Source organism: Butyricimonas paravirosa (assembly GCF_032878955.1).
Classification (GTDB): domain Bacteria; phylum Bacteroidota; class Bacteroidia; order Bacteroidales; family Marinifilaceae; genus Butyricimonas; species Butyricimonas paravirosa.
Genome location: NZ_CP043839.1, coordinates 3,165,763 through 3,186,942, shown reverse-complemented (window position 1 = coordinate 3,186,942; position 21,180 = coordinate 3,165,763). Strand labels below are relative to the sequence as shown.

15 protein-coding genes are annotated in these 21,180 nt (G+C 43.7%); 3 read left to right on the top strand and 12 right to left on the bottom strand.

The window, feature by feature from the left end; all coding sequences use genetic code 11:
- Positions 1-7: 7 nt before the first annotated feature.
- The 3 genes from F1644_RS13140 to purN all read right to left on the bottom strand — a co-directional run bounded on the left by F1644_RS13140 (position 8) and on the right by purN (position 5,825).
- Positions 8-1,411, bottom strand: coding sequence for an MFS transporter (locus tag F1644_RS13140; protein ID WP_087419371.1), 1,404 nt, complete (start codon positions 1,409-1,411; stop codon positions 8-10).
- Between the two features lie 446 nt (positions 1,412-1,857).
- Positions 1,858-5,082 (bottom strand): S41 family peptidase, encoded by a 3,225-nt coding sequence (locus tag F1644_RS13135; protein WP_168044461.1) that lies wholly within the window; start codon positions 5,080-5,082, stop codon positions 1,858-1,860.
- A gap of 170 nt (positions 5,083-5,252) precedes the next feature.
- Entirely contained in the window at positions 5,253-5,825 is a 573-nt protein-coding gene (gene purN / locus F1644_RS13130) for a phosphoribosylglycinamide formyltransferase (RefSeq protein ID WP_118303008.1), read from the bottom strand.
- A gap of 171 nt (positions 5,826-5,996) precedes the next feature.
- Between purN and F1644_RS13125 the strand changes: the two genes are divergently transcribed.
- The 3 genes from F1644_RS13125 to rnc are packed head-to-tail and all read left to right on the top strand — an operon-like array spanning position 5,997 to position 8,257.
- The gene (locus F1644_RS13125) at positions 5,997-6,233 is read left to right on the top strand and encodes an acyl carrier protein (protein ID WP_027200888.1); all 237 of its coding nucleotides are present in this window, start codon (positions 5,997-5,999) and stop codon (positions 6,231-6,233) included.
- 15 nt (positions 6,234-6,248) lie between these two features.
- A complete protein-coding gene (gene fabF, locus F1644_RS13120; protein ID WP_087419369.1) occupies positions 6,249-7,493 on the top strand; it encodes a beta-ketoacyl-ACP synthase II in 1,245 nt (414 codons plus the stop codon).
- Between the two features lie 23 nt (positions 7,494-7,516).
- Positions 7,517-8,257 (top strand): ribonuclease III, encoded by a 741-nt coding sequence (rnc, locus tag F1644_RS13115; RefSeq protein ID WP_027200890.1) that lies wholly within the window; start codon positions 7,517-7,519, stop codon positions 8,255-8,257.
- A gap of 90 nt (positions 8,258-8,347) precedes the next feature.
- Here the strand turns inward: rnc and efp are convergent, their stop codons facing one another.
- The 9 genes from efp to F1644_RS13070 form a co-directional block, all read right to left on the bottom strand.
- The gene (gene efp / locus F1644_RS13110; protein ID WP_087419368.1) at positions 8,348-8,917 is read right to left on the bottom strand and encodes an elongation factor P; all 570 of its coding nucleotides are present in this window, start codon (positions 8,915-8,917) and stop codon (positions 8,348-8,350) included.
- 149 nt (positions 8,918-9,066) lie between these two features.
- Positions 9,067-9,906 carry a BRO-N domain-containing protein gene (locus tag F1644_RS13105; protein WP_118303006.1) on the bottom strand — a complete coding sequence of 280 codons (840 nt, stop codon included), beginning with the start codon at positions 9,904-9,906 and terminating at the stop codon, positions 9,067-9,069.
- 43 nt (positions 9,907-9,949) lie between these two features.
- Entirely contained in the window at positions 9,950-10,834 is an 885-nt protein-coding gene (locus tag F1644_RS13100) for a class I SAM-dependent methyltransferase (RefSeq protein WP_118303004.1), read from the bottom strand.
- A 112-nt stretch (positions 10,835-10,946) separates the two neighbouring features.
- Entirely contained in the window at positions 10,947-13,733 is a 2,787-nt protein-coding gene (locus F1644_RS13095) for a M16 family metallopeptidase (RefSeq protein ID WP_158571994.1), read from the bottom strand.
- Positions 13,734-13,787: 54 nt separating this feature from the next.
- On the bottom strand, positions 13,788-14,204 hold the full coding sequence (locus F1644_RS13090) for a hypothetical protein (RefSeq protein ID WP_118303000.1): 417 nt from the start codon (positions 14,202-14,204) through the stop codon (positions 13,788-13,790).
- A gap of 12 nt (positions 14,205-14,216) precedes the next feature.
- A complete protein-coding gene (locus F1644_RS13085) occupies positions 14,217-14,816 on the bottom strand; it encodes a fasciclin domain-containing protein (protein ID WP_118302998.1) in 600 nt (199 codons plus the stop codon).
- Between the two features lie 12 nt (positions 14,817-14,828).
- Positions 14,829-16,334, bottom strand: a complete 1,506-nt coding sequence (locus F1644_RS13080; protein WP_158571992.1) for a RagB/SusD family nutrient uptake outer membrane protein — start codon at positions 16,332-16,334, stop codon at positions 14,829-14,831.
- A gap of 11 nt (positions 16,335-16,345) precedes the next feature.
- Entirely contained in the window at positions 16,346-19,891 is a 3,546-nt protein-coding gene (locus F1644_RS13075) for a TonB-dependent receptor (protein WP_118302994.1), read from the bottom strand.
- Between the two features lie 75 nt (positions 19,892-19,966).
- A complete protein-coding gene (locus tag F1644_RS13070; protein ID WP_118302992.1) occupies positions 19,967-21,133 on the bottom strand; it encodes a FecR family protein in 1,167 nt (388 codons plus the stop codon).
- Positions 21,134-21,180 lie beyond the last annotated feature (47 nt).

Sequence of the window (21,180 nt, the reverse complement as noted above, 5' to 3'; positions counted from 1 at the left end):
AATCCGGTTAACCACTCTTTGCCTTTCCCCTCAATAATTCCGGTTCCGGCAAGGAAACCCGGGTGAAACTCACGATAGCGGCAAGCGTGGCAAACCCTCCTGCAAAATAGAGGGAAGCATACGTCCCGTCCACCGGAAAAACAACAAACATTAATGCCACCAACGAGGCTCCCGTGGTCTGTCCGGTCAAACGGGCCATACCCAGCATACCGCTAGCCCCGCCACTCCTGTTCTGTGGCGCGGAAGAAATTAATATACTATTATTCGGTGTCTGGAATAACCCAAACCCGAATCCACACATAGCCATAAACAAAGCAATCCCAGCGTTGGAAACCTGATCCGCGAAGACAGCTAATAAAAATAATCCCGCGGAAAATATCGACAATCCCACGCCCCCCAACAACCCGGCATGAACCCGTTCGATCAACCTCCCGGCCAAAGGAGCCGCAATCATCGTCGCCAACGGCCAAGGGGTCAGCAACAATCCTGTCGCCACTTCATCCAGTCCCAACGTGTGCTGCAAAAAGAAGGGCAAAGAAACCATGGCCAGCATCTGTGCCACGAAAGAACACACGGACGTCCCGACAGACAACGAAAAAATCGGTATCTTCAACAAATCAACAGGCAACAGGGGATATTCCTGCGACAACTGGCGACGCACGAAAAAGTAACCAACCAACAGAACCACTCCAATCCCCGGGAGCAACACGGACAAACTCACCCCGTGAGTGAATCCCTCGATCGAGAAAATCAATAATCCAAATGTAAAAGCGTTCATCAACCCGCTAATCCAATCAAACTTCCGCCCACTTCTTTTTACCGGATTCACGGGCAAAAAACGGAAAGATAAAATCAAAGCCACGATAACAATGGGAACATTTATCGCGAATAACCACTGCCAAGAGGCGACAGACAAAATTCCTGCCGCAATCGTCGGCCCCCCTGCCGCCGACACGGCAACCACTAGCGCATTGATACCCATTCCCCGCCCCAAATGTCGTTTGGGATAAATAATCCGGATCAAAGAAGTATTCACGCTTGCCAAAGCAGCCGCACCAAAACCTTGAAATACACGGGCTACCGTCAACGTCAGCAAAGAATTGGAAAGCGCACAAGCCAATGAAGTCACGCTAAATATGAGTAATCCCCCGATATACACCCGTCGATAGCCCAAAATATCACCCAACGAAGACAAGGACAACAAGGAAACCACGATCGCCAACTGGTAGGCATTCACGATCCAGATCGACATAGACGGTGTCGCTTGCAAATCCTCCGCAATAGACGGTAACGCCACGTTGGCAATCGTGCCGTCCAACACGGAAACCGTAATTCCCATGGCAATGGCAAGAATCGCCCAGTATCGTTTCGGGACAGGCAACCCGTCCCACTCTACCTCTTTCGTACTCATTTTCCCAGTCCAATTTTATCGTGCAAAAATACGAAATATAAAATTCCCATTTCACCCACCGTACGAAAATTTTAAAAACTACCTTATCGGTTGTCTGTCGGTATATAAATGGTAAACAAACTGATAATCATACATATTTTATGATCACATCTTGAAATCTAGCGGATCACTATCGTGTAAAGCGCTATTAGAACGCTATTAAATCCCTATTAAAACGCTATATATAATAGCGTTCTATTAGAATTTTAATAGGATGTTTAAAATAGTTCATCCGGTAGTGATCTAGAAGTGATCATGAAACATTCATTTTATATTCACACACAAGGTATTAATAAGGATTTATTCAAGGTTAATCCCCCTTGTTAGATCACAAAAACACACTAAAAAAAAGAAGAGTGCCTAGCATCACAGCCAAACACTCTTTATCTTCTCACGTATGATCGGTACTATTTCTTCTTTGCCGCTTTATTCGGGAAAGCGGGAATAGATGGAATCTCCTTCTTCTCGGTCTTTAACTTCTCCAGAATCACTTGAATCGCTCTATTTAACTGTTGATCCTCACCATTATACTCTAAATAAGGATCATTTTCAATATCAATGTGAGGAGTAACTCCCGTTCCCTCGATAATAAACTCGCTGCCATCTGCCGCGAACGGCGCATATGACGGCGTCACGATGGAACCGCCATCAACCACCCGGATCGAACCGCTATATCCAACAACACCGCCCCACGTGCGACGACCTATAATTGTTCCCAAATGATTATACTTGAATCGATACGGGAAAAGATCCCCGTCAGAGGCGGAATACTCGTTTACCAGCAACACCTTCGGCCCCAAGAACGTACCGACCGGACTTACCGACCCGGAAGTTTGGTTCGTGTGCATCGTGTAGAAAGTCGGCGTACGCATCAAACGTTCGGTAATCATCGGGGACACGTTTCCCCCACCATTTCCCCGATCATCAATGATCAAGGCTTTCTTATTCAACTGCGGATAATAATGTTTCACAAACTCGTTCAAACCGTCAACACCCATATCCGGGATATGAATATACCCGACCTCTCCGTTCGTGGCCTCGTTTACCTTACGGATATTATTCTGTACCCAATTATAATAATACAATTTCGATTCGTCAGCCAACGGAACAACCAACACGTTACGGGCCTCCTTCTCGGTCGGGGTCGTGTTCACGGTCAATTCAACCGTCTTGCCAGCCATATCGATCAACTCGGAGAACAGGTTATCTACCTCTTTCAACGATTTCCCGTTAATGGCCAGAATATAGTCACCCTCTTTCACCTCCACGCCCGGCATGGTCAAAGGCGAGCGGGTGGAGGCATCCCAGTTGGCTCCCTCGATTACCTCGGTTACTTTAAAATAACCGGATTTATCTTTCACGAATTTAGCACCCAGCAACCCCATATCAATTCTCTCGGGCATCGGAACCCGCCCGTTAATGGAGTATGCGTGCCCGACACTCAATTCCGCGATCATCTCCCCGATAATATAAGTCAAGTCCGTACGATGATTCACGTAAGGCACCAGCACTTTATATTTTTCGTACACGTGATCCCAGTCCACGCCGTGCATATTCTTGGCATAGAAGAAATCACGCATCTGCCGCCAGCTCTCGTTATAGATCTGCATCCATTCCTGATGGTAGTCAATCACCCGTTTCACCCCTTTCGTGGGAACGGGAGAAGTCACGTTAGCGGAAAGTACCGGAAGGTCCTCCACCTGGAATGCGGAACCCGAAGAAACGATAGCCTTTTTGTAACCGGGAGAAAATTCGACGTCCCCACCCGTGTCGGTTTCTTTCTTCCCGTTCAGGTCATAAATCAGCGTGCGGCCTCCCCGGTTATAATATACCCGGTTTCCCAGCATATGCACGTTACCATAGTAATTCGATGCCAACACGGGCAATTCTACAAGACGACTTTCCAAATTCGTGAAATCATACACGACACCTTTGTCTTCACTCTCTTTCTTCTTATCCTTTTCTTTCACGATTGTCTCCACCCGGACAACATCATTTTTAGGGGCGAACAATACCGGGGCATCTTTCGCCAAAGGCAGGATGTACACCTTATTCATATCATTATACACGTGATTCCATTCCGTCCGTCCATACGTCGGGGAGAATGTGCGGGCAGAAACAAACACCAGGTATTTCCCGTCCTCGCTGAAATTCGGTGAACTGGAACCGAACCACCCGTCGGTAACTTGGTGTTTCTCGCCACTTTCAACATGATACACGATGATGTTATCCATCGTCGCTTCCGGACGAACGTAAGTGATATATTTGCTATCAGGAGACCAGTTGTAGGACGTCATGGAACGGATACCCGATTTTTCCACGATCTTCCGGTTCCCGCTTTCCACGTCAGATATATTCAACGTGTTCCCCTTCTCGCTCCAGAGAATTTTCTTGGAATCCGGGGACCATTTATAATTGAAGATATAACTTTTCAGATTCTTGATCAGCTTCCGTTCTTTTCCCGTCACCACGTCCCGGAGATAAATATTGAATTCCCCGTCCTTGTCGGAAACGTAACTGATGTATTTCCCGTCCGGAGACCAACCTGCCTGCATATCGTTAGCATCGGAAGAATTGGTTAAGTTATAGGTAATACCCTCTTTCACGGGCAGCGAGAAAATATCCCCACGAGCAGCCACAACTACCCTCTCCCCACCGGGAGCAACCGCAATACTCGAAATCTGGCCGCTTACATCAGTCAACGTCGGACGAGAATAAACCTGATCGTTATCAATGTTTATCGTGATCTTGGATTCCTTGCCACTCTGCAAATCGTACCCGTAAATATATCCCCCTTGCTCGTACACGATTAGCTTGTCACCAATCGCGGGAAATTTTATATCGTATTCTTTGTAAGAAGTCAATTGTTTATCCTCTTTCGTGTTCACGTCATAGGCGTAAAGATTCATGATGTCACCCCGATCGGATATATAATATATAGTATTCCCGTCCGGGGACCACATCGGGAACACATCTTGCCGCACGTTGTCGGTAATCCGCTCTGATTTCTTCGTGTTGAAATCAAACACCCGGATGTCATCCGCCATACCACCTTGATAACGTTTCCACGCCCGGAATTCCCGGAAAATATAATTGTAAGCTAATTTCTTTCCATCCGGAGAATAAGAGGCAAAGCCGCCATTCTTTAAAGGTACTTCCTCGGACATCCCTCCCTCCACCGGGACCGTGAACAGTTGCCCGGTAAAATCGTTAAAAGTATATCTCCGGGAACGATAAAGAATCCGTTTACTATCCGGGGTCCAACCGATCACCACGTTGTTCGGCCCCATGCGATCCCCTAGATCATCCCGTTTCAGCGTGGCCGTGTAAGTCAAGCGACGAGGTTCGCCCCCCTCCACGGGGATGACAAATACTTCCGTGTTACCATCATATTGCCCGGTGAAAGCGATGTATTTTCCATCCGGGGAAATACGAGGAAACATCTCGTACCCCACGTGCGAGGTCAACCGACGGGCCGTTCCTCCCCCGGCTGAAACCAGGTAAAGATCCCCGGCATACGAGAATACCAACTTGTCCCCCACGCTATGCGGGAACCTTAATAACCTTGCCTCCCCGGCCTGTACCCACAAACCGGCTAACAACACACCTAGTAAAAGAATAAACCTCCTCATAACAAATTAGTTCATAAAGTTTATAAAGTTCATAAGGTCTATAAAGTTTACAAAACCGTAAAGTTCACAAAGTTGATTCAGGCATAAAAACGAACCAATGACATTGACGTCGCAAAATCGCAAATCCACAGAATCTATTCACCTTATGAACTTTATGGACTTTATGAACTTTATAAACCCTTTTCTAATAATTCCTTGATCACACGAGGAAAATACTCGTATTCCAAGGCATGGACTTTCGTTGCCAAAGATTCCGGAGTGTCTCCCGGCACGATTTCACATTTAGCCTGAAAGATGATTGCCCCCTCGTCGTAATGATTATTCACGTGATGAATCGTAATACCACTTTCCTTTTCCCCGGCAGCGATCACCGCCTCGTGTACTTTCATGCCGTACATACCCTTGCCCCCGTAAGAGGGTAACAGGGCCGGATGGATGTTAATTACCCGGTCCGGATAAGCGTCGATGATAGCATCCGGCACCTTCCAGAGAAAGCCCGCCAACACGATCAGATCAATATCCAATCGTTTCAATTCATTCAAAACCAGGTCAGAATGAGAGAACTCTTCCCGTCCGAAAACAAACGTCGGCACGCTTAAACGTTTTGCCCGTTCCAAAACATAGGCATCGGGTTTGTTACAAAACACGATTTTCACGACATTTTCGGTGTCATTTTTAAAATAATTAATGATATTTTCAGCGTTAGAACCTGAACCAGAGGCAAATATTGTTATTTTTTTCATCCTGTAATCTATTAAAAATCAAACGCATAAAGATAAGAAAACTTTATTCATGCCAAAAAATTTTCTAGGAAAAATAAATTCTCTAACTTTGCCCCCGAACTTAGAGAGTTATGCGCGTCTCTTGTAGACGCAAGTGTGAATTTAAAAAATGTCTAATTAAAATTTAAAGTTATGTCTGACATTCAAAACAGAGTTAAAGCTATCATTGTTGATAAATTAGGAGTTGACGAAAGTGAAGTTAAACCTGAAGCAACGTTTACTAACGACTTAGGAGCTGACTCTTTGGATACGGTAGAGTTGATCATGGAATTGGAAAAAGAATTCAACATCACTATTCCGGACGATCAAGCAGAGAAAATCGCTACCGTGGGCGATGCTATTGCATACGTTGAAGCTAACGCTCAATAATTTAATATTTTATCTATGAATTTCAAACGAGTAGTAATAACTGGTCTTGGAACTATTAATCCCTTGGGTCATAACGTGGCCGAATTTTGGGAGAACTTGAAAGGTGGCGTCAGCGGCGCCGGTCCTATTACTCGTTTTGATGCATCTAAATTTCGCACGCAATTTGCTTGCGAAGTTAAAAACTACGAGCCCACGGAATATTTCGACAAGAAAGAAGTCCGTAAAATGGATCTTTACAGCCAATTTGCCCTGATTTGTTCCAGGGAGGCCGTAAAAGATGCCGGACTCGATTTCTCGCAAGAGGACAGAAAGAGAATCGGTGTAATCTGGGGTGCAGGTATCGGTGGTTTGGATACGTTCTACGAAGAATGCAAAACTTTTGCATTAGGAGACGGAACTCCCAGATTCAACCCGTTCTTTATACCCAAGATGATTGCCAACATGGGTGGAGCCATGATCGCCATAGAAGAAGGCCTAAAGGGTCCGAACTACACGACGGTTTCAGCCTGTGCATCATCCGCACACTCGTTAGTAGATGCATTAAATCTGATCCGATTAGGAAAAGCAGACGTGATACTTGCCGGTGGATCTGAAGCAGCCATCACCCCCCCGGGTGTAGGTGGTTTCAATTCCATGAAAGCTTTATCCACTCGTAATGATGACCCGAAAACAGCCTCGCGTCCTTTCGACGTTGACCGTGACGGATTCGTTATCGGCGAGGGCGGTGCTTGCTTAGTCGTAGAAGAGTACGAACATGCAGTAAAAAGAGGTGCTCACATCTACGCGGAACTCGCGGGAGGCGGAGCCAATTGCGATGCTTACCACATGACAGCCCCGGACCCGGAAGGAGAAGGTGCAGCCGATGTTATGTTACTCGCGTTGGAAGACGCCGGACTGACCCCGAAAGACGTTGATTATATCAATGTTCACGGAACGTCTACCGGACTCGGAGATGTGGCAGAACCTAAGGCCATTCAGAGAGCATTTGGTGAACACGCTTATGATCTGAACATCAGTTCCACCAAATCAATGACAGGACATTTACTAGGTGCCGCCGGTGCCTTAGAAGCGATCGCTTGTGTTCTGGCTGTGAAAAACAACATTGTACCCCCTACCATTAATTTCAGCAACCTTGATCCGGAACTGGATCCCAAGCTGAATTTCACGTTCAATAAGGCTCAAGAGAAAGAAATCAATGTAGCCATCAGTAACACTTTCGGTTTCGGAGGACACAATGCTTGCGTTGTATTCAAAAAGTAATCACTAACTAAAATTTTGGGGAAGTGATTAGTAAAATAATTCAATCCATAAAACTTTACCTTCACAGGAAGGAAAAGTTTTATGGATTGTCTATTTCGGAATGGGGATTTGTTCCCGGTAACAAAGGTTTATACACCTTGGCATTGTTACATAAATCGGCGTCCAGATACACGAAAAGCGGAACCGTCTTGAATTACGAGCGTCTCGAATTCTTGGGCGATGCCGTGTTGGGAGCTATTGTCGCTGAAATCCTGTACAAATTTTTCCCCAACAAGGACGAGGGATTCATGACCCGCTTACGCTCCAAGATCGTGAGCCGCGAATCATTGAATATCATTGCCATCAAAATGGGGTTGAGCGAGGAAGTAATTGCCAAATCGGATATTTCCAAAAACAAACATATCTACGGTGATGTATTCGAGGCTTTTACAGGAGCCATCTACCTGGATCAAGGATACGACAAAACCAAAGCGTTTATCGAGAATTACATCTTCCCCCACTACGTGAACCTGGAAGACCTCGTGTACGTTGACAAAAACTACAAGAGCCGCCTGATTGAATGGGCCCAAAAACAAAAGATTGACCTGAATATCGAAACGATTGAAAGTAATGCCCGTCGCTCTAAATTCGTCTGTACAATCTCTATCGGCGAGGACATCATGGCCCAAGGCATAGGTGCATCAAAAAAAGAAGCGGAGCAAAACTCCGCTGAAAAAGTTATTCAAAAACTCCAGGTCGAGGCCCAAGGAGAAATTGAAATCTAATATTATTCCATGATTCCACGATTGCCGATTCCGTGATTTCTTTCAGTGAATATAATCACAGAATCGCCAATCATAAATCACTCAATCTTTTTATTCTTTCACACGTTCTACGTAAGTACCGTCTTCCGTTTTGATACGAATTTTCTCACCGGTATTGATAAAAAGAGGAACCATCACTCTTGCACCGGTTTCTACTTCTGCCGGTTTCAAAGCCGTAGAAGAAGCGGTATCACCTTTCAATCCCGGTTCCGTGTAAGTTACTTCCAAAACAACAGTCGGCAACAATTCAACATATAACGGGGTTTCCGTGTCGGCATGTACAACCATTTCAACAGCATCACCCTCTTTCAAGAACTGGGGAGCATTGATCAAATCTTTCGCGATAGGAATTTGCTCGAAAGATTCCGTGTGCATCATGATATAGTCCTCTCCTTCCATATACAGGAATTGATACGGACGTCTCTCGATACGCACCACATCAATCTTCACTCCTGAAGTAAAGGTATTTTCCAAGGTACGACCGGTTTTGATGTTCTGCATCTTCGTTCTCACGAAAGCGGGACCTTTACCGGGTTTCACGTGTTGAAACTGTACAATTCTGTATAAATCGTCTTTGAAAACGATACATAATCCATTCCTAAAATCAGCCGTTGTTGCCATTTATTTTATTTTTTAGATTTAATATTTTTCATTGAGGGTGCAAAGATAAGGAAATCAGCACAAATCACCAAATGAGGATTTTATTTTCTTATATGATCCGTCTATTATCACACAAGTAAGCCGATTTTTAATCCAGTCCAAATAATAAACTAATCATCCTTCTCCGAATTTCCAAGTTGCAAATAATCTTTTGCATTTAATGGAGAAATTATACTTTTACCTGTCTGAATTTCAATTTCTTTCCGAGTATTACCTGCGATTTGACCTCCTTGATTCGCAATATGTCGATTTTCTTCAAATGTTTTCGGTTCACGTTCTTTCGATATTTCGGTTGTCGTCGCTTCTGCAAGCATATTCAAAATCAACTCCATATTGGTCATGTTATCTCGAAGATTTTCTTTCTTTAAACCCTTTAATTGTTTATATTCTCGAGTCGTCAGTCCAGCCCAAGCTTGCGTTATTATATCTGTCAATGCAGCAAATTGTACACCTTCCTTCACTCCCCGACATTTCCATTCATCAGTAAGCTCCTTTCGCACTTCTATACTTTTTAGACGTTGGTTTATCCAATTATCCGAATAACCCAATCGTTTATAGTCTAACAAGGCTTGCTCGATCGACAACTCAGGATCCTCCAGTTGATCCAGACGCTCTTTAGCTACTTGTGCCATCCACAATTTAAAAGGTTCCGCTTTAGGAGAGGGGATCGACTGAATAATTCGAAAAAGGGATTCCGTATCTGCAGCAAGTGTTTTACGCCTCTTACCCGTTTCGGTCATCATCATTACCTGGGGACAATTTGTCCCCATGAACAATCCCAATTCGGAATCACGTTTTCTTACTTTTTTCAAGTAATCAGTCGGATTAGCACTATCTGTCAATACAGAAACAATATCTACAACTGAAAAATACCACTTTTCTTGGTCTTCATCCCAAACTGTACGAATCTTTCTTTCTTCAAATAGCTTTATTGCATCCTTTTGTGTCATATTATTGCTTTTATAAATACAAAAGTAATAATATAAAACCACACTACTTACGCCACAACCGATAATAAACTCCTAACGGTAACGATTTCCCGTATGAATCGGTAAAATACAACTCTCCGAATTGTTCCCCGGTACAATCACCGACTAGCTGTCGCACGATACTCCGGGCTAACAGTGCGGAGAGTCCCATGGAATACAGGTTAAGCACGAGGAAACTATTGGAACCTTCCAACAATTGCCCACACAAGGTGATCAACTCGTTAATATTTTCCTCCAATACCCATTTCTCGCCATTCGCACCGCGCCCGTAAGCCGGTGGGTCCAGAATGATCCCGTTATATTTTTTACCCCGACGTACTTCCCTTTGCACAAATTTTAAAGCATCATCCACGATCCAGCGAACACCATCCAATTTCGATGCTTCCATGTTTTCCCTAGCCCAAGAAACAACCGGCTTTACCGAATCCACGTGGGTAACATCCGCTCCGGCACTCTTCGCCGCAAGAGTAGCTCCCCCCGTGTAAGCAAACAGGTTTAGCACTTTTGCCTCTGAACCTATTCGTTTCACCTGATCGAATATAAAATTCCAATTCTCCGCCTGCTCCGGGAATATCCCCACGTGCTTGAAAGAAGTCAATCCCAAACGCATCCGAATATTCATCTCCCCGTACCGATAATTCACGAACCATTGCTGTGGCATTTTAGGTTTGCAAATCCATTCTCCACGATCCTCGCTCTTCTTATCCTTCTTGAAATAAGCATCCGCCCGTTGCTGCCACTCCACGTCGGGAAGCGATTTATTCCATATCGCCTGCGGCTCCGGCCGGGCAATCACATAACGCCCGAAACGTTCCAATTTCTCGAAAGCACCACTATCAATTAGCTCGTAATCAGTCCAGCATGAGGGACTTAGTAATTTTATATCCATAAGATGCGTTTTATGCTTAATTTTAGAAAGACAAAGGTAACACAGTATCCGTTTTAAACAAAAAGGACGGGGCCAAAAAGTCCCGTCCCCCACACTCAACTAACAGCCGATTTCACTTCACTCTCGTCACGAAAGATATATCCATCAAATTGGCATTTTCGAATAAACGTCGTGCAAATTCTTGAATATCCCCGGGAGTAACATAATCAAGTATATCGTTCTGATTCTTAGGATCAGTAATATCCAAATCATAGAGCGCTTGCATCATCAGGGCATTCATCCAAAAAGGATTGTGTTGCATCGTCTCGTTGTAAGCGTCCCGGATAGCAATCACAAGCTGCACGAGTTCATCCTGCCGGGGTCCCTCTTTCACCATTTTCTCTATCACGTTGAAAAGGATGGACCTCAATTCATCCAAACGAGCCGGGTCACAATCAAAACTGATACTTAGATTGTACACGTTATACGGTTCCCGCTCCGCCGAGCCTTGCACATCAATATTATAGGTTCCCCCGGCATCTTCCCGAATACTTTGCAGGCAACGTGCATTGAGGATTGATTTCAAAATCCCCAAATAAATATTATCCTTCACGGTATAGGGCATTTCCTTGGAATAAATGGCAATTTCCGTCGCTTTTGCTTTCTCTCCATCCAACTCGATTACTTTCCGGGTAACACCTTGCGGACAACGAACCCCGTTATCCTTCCAGTTTTCCTTCCGGTAAGTCGATTTAATCGAACCGATATATTTTTCTACCAACGGTTGAACTTGTTCCGCCTCCACGTCTCCCACGATGAAGAAAGTAAAATCACTGGCATCTTGTATACGATCCCGGTAAATCCGTTCTATTTTCTCCAACGAAACCTGATCCAGAAAGTCCTGATTATACAAGACGATTCTCGGATTATAATTATTCATGATCATCTGCAAGGAATCATTCACCCGTGATGTTTGCAACGAGGCTCTCGCTTGTTGCATCATCAGTTCGTGTGTTACTTTATCGAACCGTGGCTTTTCAAAACCGAGATAAATCAACTGCATCAATATCTCCAAGGTTTGAGGAGTGGCTGATCCCAGAACAGACTCCGACAAAGGGTCCACGCTTACCCGGAATCTCACGTTTTTACCTTCAAGATATTGTTGTAACTCTTTCATGCTAAGGTTGCCAATTCCATAAGTCGGCATGAAAGAACCTAACATCATGGCAGACGGAAGCATATCTTTACTATACAAAGAGGCTCCCCCTTTACTATAGGCCATTACCTCCACTTGATTTTTCTCGTAATTTGCTTTCCGGAACAAGACACGGGCACCATTATCCAACACCCACTCCCTCGCATTCAATGTTGGTAATTCTTTCTCTTCTATGATCTTTCCCCCTGCCAGTTTTCCGATCATTAATTCCCCGGCAGTCGTTTCCTCCTTCTCGTAAGGTTCTAAATTCATTTTCTCGACTCGTTTCAACACATTCAGTACCTCTCCCTTGGTAAGATGAATTGCATTTTTAGGCCCAGCAATCGAAATGACCATGTTATCACGGGTGATCCACTCTTTCGCCTTGGCAGAAACTTCCTCCACCGTGATCTGGGGAATAACGGTTTGGACAAAACGATAATAGTACTCCAAACCCGGGGCCGGTTCGTTCTCCAGGAAATAAGATTGAAGTTCCGCGGCAATCTGACCGCTTGAAAGTTTACCTTTATCCTTGTAAAGATTGTCAAAACTGGCCAGTAACAACTTTTTTGCATCCGTTAATTCCGTTTCCGTGAAACCGAATTTTTTTAAGCGTTCGTTTTCTTTATACACTAACTCTAACGCCTTATCTTCTTGGTTTAGAGCGGCTGTCGTGGAAATAGCGTAAACCCGGTAACCCCGTACTAAAGCATTCATCCGGCTATCGGCAGCCAGACAAGGCGTATTCTTCTGTTGTGTCAGTTTAGCCATCCGGCTTTGGAACATCAAACTATACAAAGCTTCCACCAAAGCCTCCTTCATATACCCGTGATTTTTCAACTCCGGTTTTGTCGTCTCCAAAAGAATATTCAAAGAAACAAAAGAGTAAGGGACATCTTTATCAAGAACTAACGAATAAGAAACATCCCCTTTCAATGGTACAGGATAGAAAGGTCGTGGAGTAGGATTTTTCACGGCAGGAATCTGGGAAAATAAGTCAATCACTTTCTTTTCCATTCTTTCCATGTCAAAATCTCCCACCACGACAATGGCCTGCAAATCCGGACGATACCACTCGTTGTAATAATCGATCAGCATCTGCGGTTTAAAATTCCGAATCACATCCATATCCCCGATGATGTTGTGTTTCACGTATTTTGAACCTTTCAGCATCACAGGCATAGTCTTGGCTCTCAATCGCTCACCCACATCCATTCTTGTCCGCTCCTCTTCGATAATAACTTTCCGTTCCTTGTCGATCGTCTTTTCATCAAAAGCAATATAACGTGACCAGTCATGAAGTACTAACAAGCAAGTATCAATTAATCCCTCTTCTTTGGTGGGAATTCCTGCCAAGTAATACACAGTTTCATTATGCCCGGTCTGTGCATTAACGTGTGCATTCATGCTCACACCGTACTTTTTCAGGATTTCAGAAATCGAGTTACCGGGAAAGTTCTCCGTCCCGTTGAAAGCCATGTGTTCCAAAAAATGGGCCAACCCGTTCTGGGCATCATTTTCCATGAGCGCACCCACGTTCTGGATGATGTAAAAGTTAGCTTGCCCTGCCGGTTCGTTATTTTTACAAATAAAATAGGTCAACCCATTATTCAATTTCCCATGTTTCACGTCCGGGTTCAAGGGAACCGGAGTGTCCATTTTATATTGAGCATTAGAGTAAAGTTGGGCAAATCCCAACAACAATAATAAAACTATTTTTCTCATATATTCTCTTAGAAATAAGGTTGTACCAGAGACATCCGGTACAACCATGTTACCTTATTCCACCACTATAATAAAGAGCGAATCCCTCACGAGGGAATACCCTCGATTATAAATATTCACGTCAATATAATAGGTTCCTTCCTTTATTGAATTCTCAAAAGGTACTTCAAAACAACTATCTCCTCTCAGTTGCACTTCATTATAAAAAGACTCAACATCGCCATCACTGGTATGTACTCCTGCAATTTTATAATGAATCGGATAAGTTCCCAATATCCCCTGTATTGGCGAAGACACCCAAGGGTATTTCCGTTCAATCCGGTCTGCCTCTTCTTCCTCATCCGGGTTCTTTTGAACGATCATCGTGTTGGGATCATAACTGGCCTCATCCACTTCCAAGTAGCCGACCTTTGTTTCATCACAGGCTATGAAAGCGAAAAACATGAATAGAATGTATATGATCTGTTTCATAATGCTTTTGTTTTAAAATTTTCCAAATGTAAAGCCATACACTAATGAATGCACGGCCCCGTTATCAGGCTCAATGTCCGCAGATGCAATCATCACGATAGAATATTCCGTATCAATGGATTGTATGTGCAAGGTAGCAGCACCGACATCCGGGGTTTCCTTGTAAGGGTTCAATTTTCGATAAACCCGGATGCGATTCCCCGCTATTGCAGTAAACTCGTCACCCCCGCCATCAACATCGCCAACAGCAAAACTATCTTTCATGTGTTTCCCCGAAATCACGTATCTAAGCATCATCTCTTTCCACACTTGCGGCTCAACATCTTTTATCCGCTCGATTCCATTATTCAACATATAGCGCAGGATGGAAAGTCTGGTCGGCCCAAAGAAAGTTATTTCAGGATATTGCGCATCCTTTCCTTCAAACAAGGAAGTCAATCCCGCCCATTCAATAACGACCACGGTTGAATCCCAGTTATACGGATCATTCTTCATGTATTCCAGTATATTCCCGTCAAAAATTCCGGAAGCCTTTCCCGTGTCTATAAAATTTTCTTTCGTACAAGCTGACCCGATAAAAACCATCAGCAGTATTATAAATATCTTATTCATAGCTTTCACATTTTATTGTCTCTTTAACCAATATCTAGTTTGACGCATCAATTTATTGGAATTAAACGCGAGGTAATGAACAGGTAGATACAAAGCCCCGTCCTCAACATCTTGATCCGTTAGTCTTGCATATTCCTCGGTCATATCCGTTTTCCAATATCCCGTCCGTACCATATCATACCAACGATGACGCTCAAGAAGTAATTCTTTCTCCCTTTCTTCAAAAACGGCTCTATAAATAGATCCTTCTGCTGCAGTATATCTTGCTGCCCCGGCCCGGTCTCTTACCCGATCCAAGTCAGATTTTGCCAGATCATCTTTTCCTAACTTGGCGTAACATTCCGCCCGCAGCAAAAGAATATCGGCCAAACGGGTACGTATAACGTTTCCTGCAAAATTCTGGAACCACATGGAAGGAGATGACCATGTTTTATCTTCAACTATATCTCTTCTACGTTGCATAAGAGCCCATCCCTCGGTTTCTTCAACATCAATCATTTCAGCCGGTTTGTAGAAATAAGCATCTCTTCGTTTATCCCCCTCTTTGTACATTTTCAACACTCTCTCCGCTTTAATTTTCATATCTTTCCAAGCAATATCTCCCGGCGTCGAATTAGGCTCTATCGGGTAACTCTGGTAATACAATTCCTCGTCAATGTAAACATCCATCCACAACAAGTCCGTGTACACCACTTCCAGTTCAAAAATAGATTCGGGATGCTTACCTAATAGCAACTTCGTGCATACCTCTTCCGGATCGGCTGCCAACGTGAATCCTCCTTTCTCGATAACCCAAGTTGCCGCATCTATCGCCTTTTGCAAGGTGTCGTTATTATTTAACAGACTCCCTTCCCATGCGTACATGTGTGCTAACATGGCGTAAGCCGCTTCTTTCCCGGGGATTTGTTTCGTTGTTACCTTATTCCCGCTGGCATCTGTCAAGTTATTCCAAACATCCAGCAAAGTAGTAGCTTGTTTCATGTCAGAAATAGCAATATCCAAAATCTCATTCCACGGCTTACGAGCTAAAGGCTCAACCTTGTAAGAAGTCGCAACGTATGGACAATCCCCCCAATCCCGAACAATCTCGAAATAGCATAAAGCTTTATAAAATAGCGCTTGTCCCAACCAGTAGTCATGTCTCTCCTTGGGTAAATCAGCTTTATCAATGTTCTCGATCACCATCATTGCCTGCGTAATTGCCTGATAGTAACTATACCAAGAACAGGCTGTCACGTCACTATTAATTGTCGTTGCATCCAGTATTCTTAATGCCTTTGTCAGATAATGATCACACTCGTCCATAATTTCCCCGGAAATAGCACGAGGCGTAGAATACTCGTAAGCACCGCGATAAGTTTCATAAGCACCCCGCATAATCCCCTCAAAATCTTGTTCTGTCTTGAAAAAATTATAGTAGGTCATTGAATTCTCCGGCTCTATATCCATTAACCCGTTACACGAGGAATGTAACATCATGATCACCGGCAGAAATAGTATAATTGTAAACCTCTTCATCATAGCTTCTATTAAAAGTTAATTGACAAACCTAAAGTAAACTTCCGATTCAACGGATATTTTCGAACATTATCAAATCCTGTCATCAAGTCAACGGCCTCGGGGTCCATTCCAGAATAATTGGTCCAAGTAAACAAATTCTCCCCGCTGATATAGGCTCGAACTTTTTGTAAACGCATTCGATCCGTAACTTTCTTCGGTAGAGTATAACCCAGAACAAAACTCTTCATCCGAAGATAATTCACATCCTCCACGAACTGATCACTGTAAATTCCCGTGTTATTTTTTCCAACATCATAAGATAATCTAGGGAAGTCCGCTTTATCCCCGGCTTTTTCCCAGAATGTATATTTACGAATATCCTCTAAAATAGGACCGTCTAACGTGGAGCTATTCACCGCAATAGCCTCTGCCTTCCCGGCATTGATGATCGTACGCCCCAAGGAATAAGTGAAATTCATAGATAAATCAAACCCTTTCCATTGCAATTCTGTCATAATACCCCCTTGGGCCTCCGGGAGAGGACTCCCCACATAGATAGCATCAGAAGCGGGATCAATCAAACCATCTCCATTCGCATCATAATAATACATATCTCCTACCGTGTAAAACTGGCGTTCCCCTTCATACATATCCGGATGTAAATATTGTTTTTCACCGTAAGCATTATATTTATACGGAATCTGATCCTCGGACTCGATAACGCCTTGCGTCTTCAATCTCCGAATAATATTTAATGGCTCACCAATGATATAGGTCCCTAAATCCCGGCCATTATGGCTTTTCTTGAATTTATTCCAGTTCCGGGCAATATTGAAATTCAATCTCCAACGGAAATTATCTCTTCTAAAAATGTCATATCGCAACGATAATTCCACCCCTTTATTAGAAATAGCCCCCGCATTCTGGTATTGCGTTGTCATGGGAGAATAGTTTCCCGGCAGCGGGACCGCGTACATCATATCATCGGTATAACGATTGTAATAATCGAATACCACATTCAGCCGGTAATTCAAGAAATCCAGATCCACTCCAATATTATACTGTCCGGTTGTTTCCCAAGACAAGTCGGGATTCAACAAACCATTGGCCGATTCCGGTACGATCGTGGAACTCCCCATAAACGTCCAACCTGTTGTCAAAGAGCCGTAAGCTAAATAACGAGTTGTAAATTGAGTTCCGGTCTCTCCCCAGCTACCACGAATCTTTCCAAAATCCAGCCAATCACACCAATCCATAAATGATTCGTCAGAGAACACCCAAGCCGCACTAACTGCCGGGAAAGTCCCCCAAGGTTTTCCTTTACCGAACTTTGAACTACCATCCCGCCGAACAGAGGCTCCAAAAATATATTTCTGCTTGTAACTATAAGTCAATCTTCCCAGAAAGCTCACCATCACGTCTTTTTCATAATTAGAGCTATATGCTTGCAAAGCTTGAGGCGTTGAGCCACTATTGTCAATCGACGGCCATTTGTTTTTAGCATAATGTACCTGATTATTAGGCCCTCCTTTAGCGATTCCTCCAACGGCGTGTTCCTCATCCATCTGCGTGGAAATACCTGCCAAAGCTTCTATCTTATGATCCTTAAATTGCTTGTTAAATACCAATAGATTTTCCGTTAATAAAGTACGATTTTCTAAAAATGATCCTTGAGTGGCCGTCTTGCCATCCGTGGTCAATTCCATGGGAGTAAACGTATTCTGTTTACTTAATGTATATCCAATAGAATTCGTTGACGAAATTCGAAGCCAGTCGGTAATATTATAAGTTAAAGCAACACCCAAACGACCAAATAAATCTTCATTCTTCTCCTTCACTCCTTCTTGATTTTTCAGCACGTATTCCTCAACCACAGAATTCGCGGGCAAAAATGGAGACGTTTCAAAAGGCACCTTCGGAATATTTACTAAATTTTGACCGTCACCCATGATCAAGTTACTACTCTCTCCTTGATTTCTTCTACGACGGGCGTATGCCAAAGACAAATGAACTTCTATATTAAAACGTTCGATGGGTTTAAATCCTAAATTCGTCATGAAGTTAAACCGGGTAAACCCACTATTTCTCAAAATTCCCGTTTCATCATAAAAACCAGCTCCCACGCTACTATTAAAACGATCCGTTCCATACAATGACTGCACGTTGGCCGTTATGACTTTTCCTGTCTGGAAGAAACGCTTGAACCAGTTTGTCGAGTTATTATAAAACGAATTCAAACTATCCTGCAATTGATCTATATATTTTGCATTATATTCACTACCATTTCCCCAGAAATAATCATAAGCTCCTCCATACTTCCCGAAAACATCCTGATAACTTTTAGGATACACCGCCTCATAATCATCATTCATATAAGCCTGACGATAATTTTGCAAGGCTTTCAATTTATATCTCCGAGATTCTTTACCGGCAAAAACTGTCGGGTATTCAGGGATATAAGACCATGAATAAGACACGTTAGCCCGTATGGAACGTTCCCCGTTTTTACCCCGTTTCGTGGTAACCAAGATGACGCCATTAGCTGCACGTGATCCGTACATGGAAGTAGCCGCCGCATCCTTCAACACTTCAATAGATTCTATCGATTCCGGATCAATCTCGGCCAAAGCATTCGTCCCCGTTAAAGAAGAAGTCATGTTCGTGATGGGCACACCATCAATCACCCACAAGGGAGAACTAAAATCACGTTGCTCCGCGCTCAAAGTATTATATCCACGCAGAATGGTTGCCGTCCCGCCACTACCTGGAGCCCCACTCATGTTAGAAACATCTAACCCGGCAACACGCCCCTGCAATAAACTGGAAAGATTTGAAGTCGGAACGCTGATAAGATCCTCGCCCTTGATCGAAGTCATAGCACCCGTCATTTCCCGTTTCGTGGTCTTCCCGTACGCAATAACCCTTACCTCGTCCAAATCCGACACGTCATCCTCCAAAACGACATTTACCACTCCCGGCTTACTTACCGGCACCTCTTTCATTTTCATTCCCACGAATGAGTACATCAATACCAAATTTTTCTGGGGAGCCAGAACCAATTTATATTCTCCTTTTGAATCAGTGGCCATCCCTTTCGTGGTTCCTTTTATGTACACGGATACACCGGGTAAAGGCCCATTCTTCTTGTCTGTCACCCGTCCTCGAATTACCCATTCTTCCATCGGTTTTACCGTATCACCCACTACACGTTCCCTCGTCGAGATCAGAATTGTTTCCTGTTCAATGGAATACACCAACGAACTACCTTTCAACACCAAGTCCAACACCTTTACCACATCCATATCCTTCACGCTCAAAGACAAGTTTTTTACTTGTCTCACCTCGTTCTCATTATAAAGGAAACCGAACTTTGTCTGTTGCTCGATAGCCTCGATTACCGCTTTCAGATTAACGTTATTCACCTTAATCGAAATCTTTTGAGCCATGGTCACCTGATTAGCATACAGGGACATAGAGCTCATCAAAAAAATAATCAGAAAATTTCGCATAAACAATAACCATTTTTCCACACATCCTCCCCGCGGAAGATAGCGCGTTTCTCCATTTTTTTTCATAACTTTGTTTTTGACTAAATAATAATTATTTATTGATTATTAATGATAACCGGGAATGGGTCCAATCATCCCCGGTTATTTCTTTTTATCCACCTTTACTATTCTATTCTTCAACATTAATTCCGTTCCGGTTGTTCTTTCCAACATCTTCAATATCACGCTCAGATTCTCGAAACGTTTCAATTTCCCCGTCACGGCAATCCCTTTCAGGTTCTCCTTCGCGAAAACGAAATCGACATCATACCAACGACCGATCATCGTCAACACCTGTTCCAGGGACTCGTCGTTAAAATAAAACCATCCCTCGTGCCAAGCCGTGTAGTAACTTGTGTTTACCACTCGTACCTCGTGACGCCCGTCTTTCCCGATCACCATCTGTTCCGAAGGTTCCAACGTGATCTTTGTTTTATTCCCTTGAAAAACCTGCACTTTTCCCTCGACCAAGGTCGTTTCATAAGAATCATCCGTGTCGTATGCCTTTATATTGAAATGCGTTCCCAATACCTTCACTTCAAATCCCCGGTCAACTTCCACGATAAAGGGACGAACCGAATCCTTGGTCACCTCAAAATAAGCCTCTCCCGATAAACGTACCCGACGTACGTTCTCCCCGAAAGCTACCGGATAACTTAATTCTGATTTCGAGTTCATCCACACCCGTGTCCCGTCATTCAAGATCAGCATGTATTCATGCCCACGCCCCACGAGTAATTTATTATAAATCAATTCCCGCACGGATTCCGGCCTGTTATCCTGATAATTCAGGCGAGCCGAATCGACCATTATCTTACTTCCATCCTTTTCGTTAATATGGTTCCCGGCTGTCTGTAATTCCCGCAATGTCCCGTCACTCGTAACTAGCACGGCCTCCAAGGTTCCCGGCTCCACATCGTGCAAACTAATTACATTTTTCAAGGATGCATTATTTTTTGAATACATAACATAAATGGCCGTTCCCCCTAAAAGAAGAGGCAATAACACAGCTGCTACTCTCCCCAACAGAACTGGTAATCGCCGCCTACGGGGCCTCATCACTCGTTCCAACTCTCTATCCACATCTATATCTTCTATCATTTGCCGCCGCCGCAAATAATCCTCCCCCGAAGACATTTCGTCAAGTAATAATTTTTCTTTAGAATCAGGCACGACAATCTCGTCCAATTGATGCCGTTCCTGCTTGGTTTCCATTCCAAGCAACCGGGCAAACACGAGCCATACCTTATGATTTGATTTCTGATTCATACATCCGTCTATTATCCTTAATACATCCCATAGACGAACTCATGAAA